Annotated in this window: 13 protein-coding genes; 7 read left to right on the top strand and 6 right to left on the bottom strand. The window is 69.9% G+C overall.

Going from position 1 to position 12,327, the window contains the following annotated elements; genetic code table 11:
• Nucleotides 1–6: 6 nt before the first annotated feature.
• Nucleotides 7–456 carry a hypothetical protein gene (locus ACFYQQ_RS08045; protein WP_355791873.1) on the bottom strand — a complete coding sequence of 150 codons (450 nt, stop codon included), beginning with the start codon at nt 454–456 and terminating at the stop codon, nt 7–9.
• 220 nt (nt 457–676) lie between these two features.
• Here ACFYQQ_RS08045 and ACFYQQ_RS08040 point away from each other — a divergent pair, with 220 nt between their 5' ends.
• The gene (locus ACFYQQ_RS08040) at nt 677–1,642 is read left to right on the top strand and encodes a helix-turn-helix domain-containing protein (RefSeq protein WP_356173230.1); all 966 of its coding nucleotides are present in this window, start codon (nt 677–679) and stop codon (nt 1,640–1,642) included.
• A 391-nt stretch (nt 1,643–2,033) separates the two neighbouring features.
• Here ACFYQQ_RS08040 and ACFYQQ_RS08035 read toward each other — a convergent pair whose 3' ends face one another.
• Nucleotides 2,034–2,336, bottom strand: coding sequence for a hypothetical protein (locus ACFYQQ_RS08035; RefSeq protein WP_355783119.1), 303 nt, complete (start codon nt 2,334–2,336; stop codon nt 2,034–2,036).
• 149 nt (nt 2,337–2,485) lie between these two features.
• On the opposite strand from ACFYQQ_RS08035, the gene ACFYQQ_RS08030 reads away from it, so the two are divergent.
• A complete protein-coding gene (locus ACFYQQ_RS08030) occupies nt 2,486–3,598 on the top strand; it encodes a hypothetical protein (RefSeq protein WP_355783121.1) in 1,113 nt (370 codons plus the stop codon).
• A 140-nt stretch (nt 3,599–3,738) separates the two neighbouring features.
• Here the strand turns inward: ACFYQQ_RS08030 and ACFYQQ_RS08025 are convergent, their stop codons facing one another.
• Entirely contained in the window at nt 3,739–4,512 is a 774-nt protein-coding gene (locus tag ACFYQQ_RS08025) for an HNH endonuclease (protein WP_355783126.1), read from the bottom strand.
• 160 nt (nt 4,513–4,672) lie between these two features.
• Here ACFYQQ_RS08025 and ACFYQQ_RS08020 point away from each other — a divergent pair, with 160 nt between their 5' ends.
• Complete coding sequence (locus ACFYQQ_RS08020) at nt 4,673–5,728, top strand: DNA (cytosine-5-)-methyltransferase (protein WP_355783128.1); 1,056 nt, start codon at nt 4,673–4,675, stop codon at nt 5,726–5,728.
• Nucleotides 5,729–5,744: 16 nt separating this feature from the next.
• Here the strand turns inward: ACFYQQ_RS08020 and ACFYQQ_RS08015 are convergent, their stop codons facing one another.
• The 3 genes from ACFYQQ_RS08015 to ACFYQQ_RS08005 all read right to left on the bottom strand — a co-directional run bounded on the left by ACFYQQ_RS08015 (nt 5,745) and on the right by ACFYQQ_RS08005 (nt 8,691).
• Nucleotides 5,745–6,233: a very short patch repair endonuclease gene (locus tag ACFYQQ_RS08015; protein ID WP_355783131.1), complete on the bottom strand. Its 489-nt coding sequence runs from the start codon at nt 6,231–6,233 to the stop codon at nt 5,745–5,747.
• Between the two features lie 215 nt (nt 6,234–6,448).
• Nucleotides 6,449–7,423 carry a NaeI family type II restriction endonuclease gene (locus ACFYQQ_RS08010; RefSeq protein WP_355783133.1) on the bottom strand — a complete coding sequence of 325 codons (975 nt, stop codon included), beginning with the start codon at nt 7,421–7,423 and terminating at the stop codon, nt 6,449–6,451.
• 254 nt (nt 7,424–7,677) lie between these two features.
• On the bottom strand, nt 7,678–8,691 hold the full coding sequence (locus ACFYQQ_RS08005) for an SEC-C domain-containing protein (protein WP_355783136.1): 1,014 nt from the start codon (nt 8,689–8,691) through the stop codon (nt 7,678–7,680).
• Nucleotides 8,692–9,017: 326 nt separating this feature from the next.
• Between ACFYQQ_RS08005 and ACFYQQ_RS08000 the strand changes: the two genes are divergently transcribed.
• From ACFYQQ_RS08000 to ACFYQQ_RS07985, 4 genes are all read left to right on the top strand, one after another.
• Nucleotides 9,018–9,821, top strand: coding sequence for a class E sortase (locus ACFYQQ_RS08000; protein ID WP_355783139.1), 804 nt, complete (start codon nt 9,018–9,020; stop codon nt 9,819–9,821).
• Nucleotides 9,822–9,861: 40 nt separating this feature from the next.
• Complete coding sequence (locus ACFYQQ_RS07995) at nt 9,862–10,122, top strand: DUF3311 domain-containing protein (protein WP_388903895.1); 261 nt, start codon at nt 9,862–9,864, stop codon at nt 10,120–10,122.
• Nucleotides 10,119–11,717 carry a sodium:solute symporter gene (locus ACFYQQ_RS07990; protein ID WP_388903893.1) on the top strand — a complete coding sequence of 533 codons (1,599 nt, stop codon included), beginning with the start codon at nt 10,119–10,121 and terminating at the stop codon, nt 11,715–11,717. Before ACFYQQ_RS07995 ends, ACFYQQ_RS07990 begins: the two co-directional genes overlap by 4 nt.
• Nucleotides 11,718–11,950: 233 nt before the next feature.
• Nucleotides 11,951–12,262 carry a DUF6412 domain-containing protein gene (locus tag ACFYQQ_RS07985; protein ID WP_356173198.1) on the top strand — a complete coding sequence of 104 codons (312 nt, stop codon included), beginning with the start codon at nt 11,951–11,953 and terminating at the stop codon, nt 12,260–12,262.
• The last annotated feature ends 65 nt before the right edge of the window (nt 12,263–12,327 follow it).

Genomic DNA, 12,327 nt, shown 5'->3' with positions numbered 1-12,327 from the left:
GGGATCCTATGCGCCGGTCGTGGATCCCGGTCGGATGATCATCAGAACGGTGACGGTGGCCCAGAGCAGGTTGAAGATTCCCGTGAACATGGCGAGCCGGACCGTCGCCGCCCGGTCGCCCGTACCCTCCAGGATCGCGCTCTGCCGGGGCAGGACCAGCGCGGCCAGGACCACGGCGGCGGCCGCCGTCAGCGCGATCGAGACGACCAGCCAAGTGTCCCCGAGGACGCCCATGTTGCTCGCGGTGGCGAACCCGAACGCGGGCACGACGACGCCGACGGCGGCGTACACCCGGCAGATCCGGTGCAGCAGCCGCGTGGTCGCGAGGGCCTGGACGTCGGCGGGCTCGTCGAGCACCTTGCGCGCGGCGGGCGGGAACAGACTCGCGGCGACGGTGACGGGCCCGACGGCGACGATGGCGGCGATGACGTGAACGGCGAGGAGGAACTTGGTCACGCAGCGACGGTAGGGGCCGGTCCGGATCTTGCAGAAGTGGCGATAGTGCCAGGAGTCAACGGATTCCAGCCAGGGGCGTACGAGACCACGGGCTGAGGCTTCTATCGAGATGACGGGGGTAGGAGCCGCCGTTCACCGCGGCGGGTCGGGGTCACCAGGGCGGGTCCGTCGGGGTTGGCAACAGGTTGGCTGCAATCCGGCGAATGTCTAGGCTCTCGCCATGCACACCGTGGCCGTACTGGCGCTCGACCAGGTCATCCCGTTCGACCTCTCCGCCCCGATCGACACGTTCGGGTGGGCCCGGCTGCCGGACGGCCGGGAGGCGTACCGGGTCCGGGTCTGCTCGGTGGCCGAGGAGGTGAGCGCGGGCCCGTTCGCGGTGCGGGCCCCGTACGGCCTGGACGCGCTGGCGGAGGCCGACACGATCGTCCTGCCGGGGGTGGCGGACCCGAGCGCGCCGCTGCCGCCGGGGGTGGCGGAGGCGCTGCGCGCGGCGGCGGCGAACGGCACGCGGATCGCGTCGATCTGCGTCGGCGCCTTCGTCTTCGCCGCCACCGGGCTCCTGGACGGGCTGCGGGCCACCACGCACTGGGTCGCGGCGGCGGACCTGGCGGCCAGGTATCCGGCGGTCACGGTCGACCCGAACGTCCTCTACGTCGACAACGGCCAGTTCCTCACCTCGGCGGGCGCGGCCGCCGCGATCGACATGTGCCTGCACATGATCCGCCGGGACCACGGCTCGGCGGTGGCGGCACACGCGGCCCGGATGTCCGTGGTCCCGCTCGAACGGGAGGGCGGGCAGGCCCAGTTCATCGTCCACGCCCAGCCCCCGGCGCCCGCTGGCAGCACGATGGAGCCCCTGCTGCACTGGCTGGAGGAGAACGCGGGCAGGGACCTGACCCTGGAGGACATCGCCGTCCAGGCGGGCATGAGCACGCGCACGCTCAACCGCCGCTTCCGGGAGCAGACGGGGACGACGCCGCTGCAGTGGCTGCACCGGGCGCGGGTCCGACGCGCCCAGTACCTCCTGGAGACGACGACCTACCCGGTCGAACGCATCGCGACCCAGGCGGGCTTCGGCTCCCCGACGGCATTCCGGGACCGCTTCAGACGCGTCGTGGGCACGAGCCCGCACGCATACCGGAGGGCGTTCCGGGGAGCGCCGGGGGCTGCCGCGTCGGCGTGACGGTGATGCGGGCTCCTGGATCGGGAAGGGTCCGGCGGCGAGCGCTCGTGACGTCCGGTAGGGCGATTCGGAGCCGGGCGCTCAGAAGGGCAGGTGGGGCGGCTCGGCGGCGTCCGCTCGGACCGGCCGACCGGCGGGCTCGGGCAGGGGCGCTCGGACGGGCTAGTACGACGGCTCGGCGACGGAGGCTCGGACTGTGGCCGATCGGCGGCCGGGGGAGGGGCGTTCGGGCGGGGCTGTACGGCGACTCGGCGACGGAGGGTCGGGCCATCCGTACGGCCGCTCGGCAAGGGCGCTCGAATCGGCCGTACGGTGACGCAGCTCGGCCGCCGGGTAGCTCAGCAAATTGGCGACGGGCGCCGGGCGCCGGTCTGACCGCCGGACCCCGGTATCAGGCGTGGCGGTCGGCGACGGCCCAGGAGGCGAGCGCCACGGCTCCGGCGACGCCGAATACGGCGGGCCAGGCGCCGACCTTCTTGGCGAGGGGGTGGGATCCGGCGAAGGCGGCGACGTAGGCGGCGCCCAGTACTCCGGCGGCCCTGCCACCGGCCTGCTGCTGCCACTGCCGTCCGGCGGCGGCACCGGCGGCGGCCAGCACGACCCCGCCCAGCTGCCGCTTCCCGGTCCACCGGGCGACGCCGTACCCGCCGACAAGTCCGCCGGCGGCCACCACCGCGGCCGGAACCTTCGCCATCGCTGCCTCCTGCTGCTGCCGACTCGGTCGATCGCCATCGAGGCTAACGCGCTCACCTCACCGCAGGACGACCGCCTCACCCGGCACCGGAAACCGTCCCGGTCGGGGGCCGGACCCGCGCCCTTGGAGCGTGTCCCTACAGTCGGCCCATGACCAGAAGGACCACCCCGCCCCGCCCGCTCGATGTCGAGTCGCTCTTTCCGGAGTTGGCGGCATACCGCGGGACGACGACCCGGCTGCACCCGAGACCGGGCACTCCCGACGCGTCCATGAGCTCGGTGGGCGGGCCGTTGCTGTGGCCGGCGGACGAGCCGTGGCCCGCTTGTACGGAACCGCACGGGCGCAGCCGGGGCAGGCGCCCGGCGGACATCCACGAGGCGCGCCGAATCCTGGCCGAGGCATGGGCGCGCGAGCCGGACGCGGGGCCCACGGAGGAGGAACGCCGGCGCTTGACGGAGTTGAGCCGCGAGCACCGCGTGGCGGACCTCGCGGACACCGACCCGGTACCGATGATCGGCCTCGCCCAGCTCTACCGGCGGGACATCGCCGACCTGAGGCCGGGACCGGACGACTGCGACCTGCTCCAGGTCTTCTGGTGCCCGTTCGACCGGCACGGCGCGACGGGCTACGGCATGTCCCTGGACCTGCGCTGGCGCCGCTCACGAGAGGTAACGGGCGCTTTGCTCACGCCCCCGCGGCCGGAGGTCGTCGGCTACGAGGGATACGTCCCGGAACCCTGCGTACTGCATCCGGAACAGGTGCCGACGTACCCCTTCGCGGGCCTGCTGCCGGAGGAACTCTGCGCCCGGATCGACGCGTGGGAGGAGGCTCTGGAGGAGGAGGCGGAGGAAGCCCGGGAAAGCGCGGCCGAGGAGGAACGGGAACAGTCCTGGGACTCGCAGGAGGAGTACGAGGAGTGGGTGAAAGCTCGTGCGGCGGAGGCGCCGCCCGAGCCGCCTCGGTACCAGTACGACCTCTCCATCCCGCCCGGCTGGCGGGCCGGCGGCTTCGCGTCCTGGCATCTCACGGACCCGACGCCCATGAACTGTCACACCTGCGCGACCCCGATGGAACTGCTGCTCACGATCGACAGCTCCGAGTGGGACGGCGGAAGCGGCAGCTGGAAACCCCTGGAAGAACAGGACCTCCCCACCCACAGATCAGCCACCCCAACGGAAATAACGGTAGGCCGCTGGGGCGAACTGAACATCTTCACCTGCCCAACCGACCCGGTGCACGAGCATCGTTGGAGCATTCAGTAAGCAATGGGCCGCAGTTGAGGGTTCTCACCAGAGCTAGGCGGAGACCGTATGACTCCGCCACGTATGCATGCCGATCCCGTGCACGGGCTGGTTGCCCAGGGAGGCGGCCCCGGTGAGGCGCTCGGTCGGGGGCAGCTCCGCTATGAAGCGGAATTTGGCCCCGGAGCGTCAGCGGTGCCCGCCGTGGATCCGCGGATCAGGGCCCGCAGCGCCTGAGGAGTGCGCCACGATTCTCCGGGAGAACTTCTGTGACACATGCGGTGACAGTTGGCGCACAGGCACGCGAGGTCGTCGAGCCTGGTCTCTCGTTGCCCGGATATGTGCAGAGGGGTGACATGGTGGACTTCGATGAAGTTCTCGCCAAGGCGACCGTAGACACGTGCGAAGTCGAAGTCGCAGACCTCGCAGCTCAGCGGCAGGCCGGTGCGGCGAACTTGCTTGATCTTCCGCTGGCGCAGCTTAGGGTCGCGTTCGCGGACGAGAGCCTGGCGGACGAGGAGACGCCCTTCGATTGCTGTGGCTCCCGTGTCGTCGAACTCGTCGGGCTGCTCGGGGAGGAGCTGGAGTGCGCCCGAGCCCATGCCGGCCTCGATCGCCTGTGCAGCCTGCAACATCTCGGTCTCGCGTTCGGTGAACGCAGCGATCATCAGCCGGGTGGGCTCGCCGCACCGGGTCCGCCTGCCTGTGTAGGCCGGGTGGTTAGTCGCGAAGTCTGTCGTCTTACGGCTGACGCTGTCGGGGGAACGGAAGCCGGGGAGGCCCAGTACGTCAGGGCTGTGGATGGGAAGCGACCGCAGCAGCTCAGAGAGCTCCACAACTTCCCGATCCGGGGTGCGCAGCTCGCGCCAGCCGTTCCTCACCACCAGCGCCCCAGCCAACACGAGCTCGTCTTCAGTCCACGCAGGGCTCCGCATGAGCAATATCGTATGAGTGTTCGGCGCAACGGAGGGTGCGTTCAGTGAACCAAGGGACGTGCTGCACACTTGTCAGGTCTCGTTGTCAGTGGGGTCTGTCACCCTCAGTGATGGTGGATTGCAAAATGTGTCTGCCGCTGCACGGCTGTAAGGAGGGGACATGACCCGCACGAACGAACTGAAGTACACCTCGGTGGAGATCTGCGCAGGGGCTGGCGGGCAGGCGGTAGGCCTGCACAACGCCGGCTTCAAGCATGCCGCGTTGATTGAGATCGACAGGGACGCATGCCAGACCCTCAGGGCGAACACCGCGAGGAACCCGGAGTGGACTGGCTGCAAGGTCATCGAGGCCGACCTCCGGGAGTTCGATCCCGCAGGGCTGGGGCTGGAGCCGGGAGAGCTCGATCTTCTGGCGGGAGGTGTGCCTTGTCCTCCTTTCTCCGCGGCAGGCAAGCAGCTCGGGCGCAATGATGAACGCGACCTCTTCCCGACCATGCTTGAGCTCATTGACCAGCTTGAGCCCAAGGCGGTCATGATCGAGAATGTGCGTGGTCTGCTCGACCCCAAGTTCGCTGAGTACCGGCAGGACATCATCAAGCGCCTCGAGTCGATGGGCTACGAGGAGTGCTACTGGGACATTCTGGAAGCCAAGAAGTACGAGGTGCCGCAGCTGCGTCCGCGGGCGATCCTGGTCGCGATGAAGCCGGAGTATGCCAGGTACTTCGAACATTCCAAGCCGGAAGAGAAGCCTCCGGTCAGCGTTGGGCAGGCGCTCCATGATTCGATGCGAGAGCGCTACGACGCGGTGGCACACGACCCTCGCGCTGAGCAAGCGTTCAAGAAGTGGTACGAGAAAGCGCTCGAGGGCGTAGCGCCCACTGTTGTGGGCGGCTCCAAGAAGCATGGCGGTGCCGATCTCGGGCCTACGCGAGCCAAACGCGCCTGGGCTGAGCTCGGAGTATGCGGGCTAGGGGTCGCTAATGAACCGCACGAGATGAAGGACGCGGAGAGGGACCTCTTCTCTCCACTGGGCCCCAAGCTGACCGTGACGCAGGCCGCTCTCATTCAGGGATTTCCCGCGGACTGGAAGTTTTCCGGCCGTAAGACAGCTGCATACCGGCAAGTAGGGAACGCATTTCCGCCGCCGGTTGCCCAAGCTGTGGGAGAGCAGATCTACGCAGCGTTCGAGGCGGCAGAGAAGGCTCCGAAGAGCTGACGGCTTCGCGGCTTCGTCACTTGTTTTTCCTGAGGCGGCTGACCGTAGCTGCGATCTTGACGGCGCATTCTTCGGCGGGATCGTGCTCCCAGAATCTGAGCACGGTCCAGCCGGCCGCTACCAGCCGTTCGTCCGTGTTGCGATCGCGTGCCATGTTCCGCGCAACCTTTTCTGACCAGTAGCCGGAATTGGTCTTGGGTGGCACGTAGTGCTCAGGACAGCCATGCCAGTAGCAGCCGTCGATGAACACGGCCAGCTTCGCTGGACGGAAGACGATGTCAGCCGTGCGGCGAAGATCCGGAAGTGGCTTGGCGGCTACCCGGTAACGGAGTCCTTGGGCATGGAGGAGGCTACGGACGAGCCGCTCAGGCTTGGTGTCCCGGCTGCGGATCGCCTGCATGTTGCGACGCCGGGCTGCTGATGATGCCCAGGACCCTTCGGGAGGAGTCCACTCCACTAGAGGCAGGCTTTCGGCGCCGCCGTTGCCTCGGGCCTCACTCACCATTGGACCAGTGCTTCTGTGGATTGTTGGCACGGGAGGACTCGGCGCAAATGTACGTACTCCTCCCGGGCCGATACCAGTACGACATTACCAACGCTTCTTGCTGTGTGATCAAGGGCGTACCAGGCCCCGTGGTAGACGGCACTGAGCCCCCCGGTACCCCAGGCGATGTCCGCGATGCGTGAGCACGCAGAGGCTGTCAGGTCCGGTGCTCGGCTTCATCCCGCGGTGTGCTTGGGGAGAAGAGGAGCGGTTTCTTCCGGGTCGATGGATTCAGCCAGGACCCACTCCCGGCCGTCGAGCTTGACTCTTGGTTTACCGCCATGGTGCGCCCGTGCCTCCGCTACACGGAAGCTGACGAGTTCACCGGGCTGTGGCACGGGCGCTCCAAGGGCCCGCGCGACAGCCTGATGTTTCCTGTAGTGGCCGGGGATGAGAATTCCTCGCTCTCTCAGCACAGTACGAGCACGGCCCTTGGCCTCACGAATCCTCGCCATGTAGTCGTGCTGCTGGGCAACAGTGCGGACCACGCCCCGCCCTATCCGCCTCATCTGCACCCGCTCGAACAACTCGTTCACGCGCTTCTGTCCCGACGAGGGAGACAGAATGGCTTCCCGGGTCAGGGGATCAAGGTGGAGCAAGACGTTCTCAGGCAATCTGGCATCCCGCCAGAGCCAAAGGATCTTGTCGCGGTGCTCGGCCTTGATCGTCAGTTTCAGATCTCGGTTGTTACCGCCGTTAAGCCACTCCCGTCGTATGCGGAGCAACCCGGCACTCCAACGAGTCTGGTAGTCGTCTGCCCATACGAGGAGGCACAAATGCCCCATTGCCTCGGGAGGGATCATCCATCCGCCGAACTGCTGTGAGTACTTGCAGTCCACGTCGGTCCCACTGATCCGGTAGTCCATGTTGACGCCATCATCGAACGCGAACTCCCGCTGCAGATTGATCTCGACGAGAGTCCCGGCATGGGTCTTTTCCGTCTTGAACAGAGTCTTCCAGTCGTAACGGCCCGTGACTTCACCATTGAGCAACTGGTCAATGGTGTCGCGGAGCACCGCGGCGAACCGCCGTCCATCGGGATCCAGGGCAAGGATGTGTGCGTGCACAGCCTCAAGCTCGCGGTCCTCGGCCGCGGCCGCCTGGGTGGCGATCTGGGCAGCGGCTCTTACATCCTCGTCGAAGGGAAGCAAACCCTGTCCGTTCCGTGAGTTCTTATCGGCGGAGGCAGTACAAGAAGTTCTAGGGCGCATCGACGACAGCCGCGTCCCTCTGGCTGGGAGAAGAATCCCGCCAAGTCGCCAGCATTCTCCGGCCACCTCCACGTCCACCAGCGGTCGCCTGGAAGGCGGGTGGGCCCCGGCCGCCGGTGCGCACAACTTGCGTTCGTGACGTTCCAGGCGCGGCCTGAGGCCCTTTGGCCCTCCGTCCCAGGACGGATCAGCATTCAGGCGCCGGTGCCGTGACACCCCTCATAAGCCCGGCCCGACCCGCACCAGCACACATCCCCCCGCGGTGGCCAAGACACCGCCAACCCCCTGGCCGCCAGGGTCGTCGCGTACTGGGGGAGGAGTGTCGTGTCCGTCGGGGACGAGGCTTCCGACGCTGCGAAGGCCTCGTAGGACGGGACCGTGCCCGTGACGATGCCCAGGTTCGGGGTGCCCGAGGCCGCCAGTTCGCGCAGGGACGCCTCTATCGTCGCCAGGTGCTCCTCGTGCGAGGGGTACTCCGAGGACAGCGACGGGTACGCGCTCAGCAGCTCGGCCAGTTCGTCCGCCGGCCAGTGCAGCACCGCCACCGGGAACGGCCGGGAAAGGGCCTCCCGTGCCGTGGTCAGCTCCGACTGGAGGCGGGCGATCTCCGCCTGGAGCTCCGCCGGGTTGTCCGAACCGAGCGACCACACCCGCTTCGGGTCGTGCAGCTCGTCCAGGGACACCGGCGCCGTGTGCAGCGTGTCCGCCAGCGCGTCCCACTCGTCGTGGCCCGCGCCCAGCATGCGCCGCACCCGGTGCCGGCCGAAGAGCAGCGGATGCGTGGAGTACGGGGGTTCCGACGTGCCCGTCAGCAGCAGCCGCGCCCCCTCCGTGAACGTCTCGTGCGCCGCTTCCAGCTCGTCGTGCGACTCCAGGGCCTCGGCCACGATCACCCAGGCCGCCGGGTCCCGCGGGGACGACGCGCGGACTCCGTCGATGATCGCCCGCGCCTCCGCCTCGTGGCCGTACTCCCACAGGTTCGCCGCCTTCAGGGCGCGTACCAGCTGTGGGTTCTCCAGGGGCTCGGGGGACGACAGCAGGCGGTCGTACAGCGCGGTGGCGCTCGGGCGGTCACCGGACAGTTCGAGGTGGGCCGCGGCCTGCACGAGCAGGTGTTCGGCGTCCTCGGGGTACAGACCCGCGGTCCGCTCCAGGCGTGCCGCTTCGGCGTTGTGGTCGACGTTCTCGGCTGGCGTGTCGGGGCGCATGGTGGACACCGTACTGCCGTGGACCGACAAATGAGAGAGATCCGCAGGCCACAGCCTCGACCGGGGTCCGGCCCGCAGCGGCGTCGCGCGAACTGGTTCCGGTATCCCGCAAACCACACCTACGCCGAGCTCGCGAGCCACGTGAGTCCCGCGCCACCCGCCCCGCCAGCCATGACCGGGCAGCGCTCAACCCCCCGCCCTCCTCGACCGGTCGGCGCCCGACCCCGCCCCCGCCCGTCACGACCGCGCGACGCCAACCCCGTTTCCCCGCTGGTGACTTGAACCGGCACCCCCTATCCTGCGACCCCGGCGAAGGAGGCGTGCCTATGCGGGCTCCCGGGGTCGTGGATCACGGCACGCGGCGGCGGCGTGCCCTCGGCCGGCGGGTGCTGTGGAGTGCGGGCGAGGTTCTCGTCACCGTCGGCCTGGTGCTCGCGCTGCTGGTCGTGCACCAGGTGTGGTGGACCAACCGGCAGGCCCGCGAGGGTGCCGAGCGGCGGGTCGAGGCGCTGGAGCGGGAGTGGGACCGGGGGCGGCCGGGCGCCACACCGGCCCCGGAAGAGGGCCCGGGAGCGGACGCGGACCGCCAGGGCGCCGGGGCCGGAGACCGTACGGCACCCGCCGGCCCGCGCGGGCGCGCGGACACCGGGGGCCGCACCGCCCGCGAACGGCCCCGCCGGTCCCAGGCCTACGCCGTCCTCACGGTCCCCCGCCTCTCCCTCCGCGTCCCGGTCGCCGAGGGCGTCGGCAAGCCGGACGTCCTCAACAGGGGGTACGTCGGCCACTACCCGGGCACGGCACAGCCGGGCGGTGCCGGGAACTTCGCGCTCGCCGGGCACCGCAACACCCACGGCGAGCCCTTCCGGCACCTCGACCGGCTCCGGCGCGGGGACACGGTCGAGGTCGAGACCCGTACCGCCACGTACGTGTACGCCGTCGACCGGACGCTTCCGCGGACCTCCGCGCGTGACGGCGGGGTCCTGGCCCCGGTCCCGCGCAGCACCGTCCGGCCCGCCTACGGGTACGGCGAGCCTGGGTACTACCTGACGCTCACCACCTGCACCCCGGCGTACACCTCGAAGTACCGCCTGGTGGTGTGGGGCACGCTGCGCTCCATGCGGCCCCGGTAGGAAGAGGACGGGACGGGCACCGCGGCTAAGGTCGTCTTCCGTGAACGCACGTCCCGAGAGCGCGGGCCCGGCGCCGGCCCACCCCGTCAGAGCGCGACTGCACCGGCTCTGGCTCCTGACCCCGTTCGTGCTGTACCTCGGTGTCCTGCCGCTGGTGAACCGGGTCGATCCGGTGGTCCTCGGGCTGCCCTTCCTCGTCGTGTGGCTGCTGGGGGCGACCGTCCTCACGCCCTTCGCGGTGTGGCTGACCTGGCGGGGCGACCGGCGTCTGGCCGCGCGGCGCCGGAGCGGGCGGTCATGAGCGACTCGGCCGTCGCCACCGCCGTCTTCGGCGTCTTCATGGTGGCCACCGTCGCCCTCGGCCTGCTCGCCGTGCGCAACCGCGGGGGAGGCCAGGGCGGGCTCGCCGAGTGGTCGGTGGGCGGGCGGAGCCTCGGGGCCGTGTTCATCTGGGTGCTCATGGCGGGGGAGTCGTACACCAGCTTCAGCTACCTGGGCGCCGCGGGCTGGGGATACAACTACGGGGCTCCGGTCCTCTACGTCGTCGCGTACATGTCCTGCGGTTACGCGGTGGGCTACCTGGTCGGCCCCATGCTGCACGCGTACGCCCGGCGCCACGGCCTGGTCGGCATCACCGACATGGTGGCCCACCGGTACGGCCGGCCCTGGGCCGGAGCACTGATCGCGGTCCTCGCCACCGTCTGCCTGCTCCCCTACATCCAGCTCCAGATCACCGGCATGGGCGTCGTCGTCTCGACCATCTCGTACGGCGCCATCGGCCTGAACTGGGGCTATTTCGTGGCGTTCGCCGTCACCACCGGCTTCGTCGTGGTCAGCGGGCTGCGCGGCAGCGCGTGGGTGTCCGTGCTGAAGGACGGCCTGGTCATCGCGACCCTCGCCTTCCTCGTCCTCTACGTGCCGCTGCACTACTTCGACGGGTACGGCGACTTCCTCGACCGCCTCGTCGAGCAGAAGCGCGACTGGCTGACCCTGCCCGGACACGGGGGCGGCGAGAGCGGGCTCGGCACCCCGTGGTTCATCACGACCTCGCTCCTCAACGCCCTGACCGTCGTCATCTTCCCGACGACCGTCGCCGGTTACCTGGGCGCCCGCGACGGCGACGCCCTGCGCCGCAACGCGATCTGGCTGCCCGCGTACAACATGCTGCTGTTCGTGCCGATGCTGCTCGGGACGGCCGCGCTGTTCGTGGTCCCCGGACTGACGGGCGCCGACTCGAACCTCGCGCTGTTCCGGATGGTCATCGACTCGCTGCCGGCCTGGGCGGTCGGGATCGTCGGCGTCGCGGCGGCCCTGTCCTCCATCGTGCCGATGGCGGTGTTCATGCTGGTCATCGGCACGATGTGGGGCCGCAGCGTGCTGTCTTCCGTCCCCCGCTGGCGCGCCCAGCAGGCCCAGAAGCGCGCCTCGCAGACCGTCGTCGTGCTCGCGGGCACGATCGCGCTGATCATGACGTACGCGGCTCCCAACACCCTGGTACGTCTGTCGCTCATCTCGTACGAGGGGATGGCGCAGCTCGTGCCGATGCTGCTGCTCGGGCTGGTGTGGCGGCGGTTCACGCTCACGGCGGCGCTCAGCGGGCTCACCGCCGGGGGCGTCCTGGTGTGCTGGCTCGTCTTCAGCGGGCGGGACCCGGTGTTCGGCGTGAACGCCGGGATCGTAGCCCTGGCCGCCAACCTCCTGGTCGCCCTCGCCGTGGCGTACGCCTGCGGCGGCACCCCGGACGACGGGCGCCCCGACCGTGAGGTGCTCGCGCTCGGCCCCACGGACGAGCCCCCCGCCGGCGAGAACCCCGCCGGCGAGAACCCCGCGGATGAGATCCCCGCGGGCGAGCACCCCGCTCACGGGAAACCCGCACGAGAGGCTCCGAGCCCCTGACGGACGCCACCGACCCACGGCACCGACGCACGGCACCGACGCACGGCACCGACGCACGTCACCGACGCACGTCACCGACGCACGCCGCCGAGGTGCGTCACGTGGACGAGACCGAGCCGTATCCCGCGCGGGCCGCTCCGGGTCCCGCATCGTGCGACCCGCCCGCAACCCGCCCCAGGACCCCATCCTGTATAACGGCAGGACGACCACGTGTACGAGAGGGGGAGCGGCCGATGCTGCGGAGCTGGGCGGCCGTGCGGCCCGCCGCCGCGCTGTTCCTGCTCGTCGTCGAGGTCGCGCTGCTCGACACGGGCAGCCTCTCCGCCGCCGTGGCCTTCGCCGCGACCGCTGCCGCCGGTTCCGCGCTCGCCGCCTGCGCCGTCATCGCCGCGCGCAGCGTCCCGGCCGTCCCGCGCACCCGCGTACGGACGGCGATCCGCGACCGCGAGCAGCGCACCGCGTTCCTGCCCCAGCGCGATCCCGACGCGTCGGGACGTACCCGCCCCCGGGCGCCGGGGTGTGCCCTCCCGGCGGCCGCCGCGTAGGGACGCGCACCTCTCTCCTCACCGTCGCGAACCCCGCGCGGGCCGTCATGCCGATCTGCTCGTTT

The organism is Streptomyces sp. NPDC005496, from assembly GCF_042872045.1.
In the GTDB taxonomy this organism is placed as follows: Bacteria; Actinomycetota; Actinomycetes; order Streptomycetales; family Streptomycetaceae; genus Streptomyces.
This window is presented reverse-complemented; position numbering and strand designations above follow the sequence as displayed.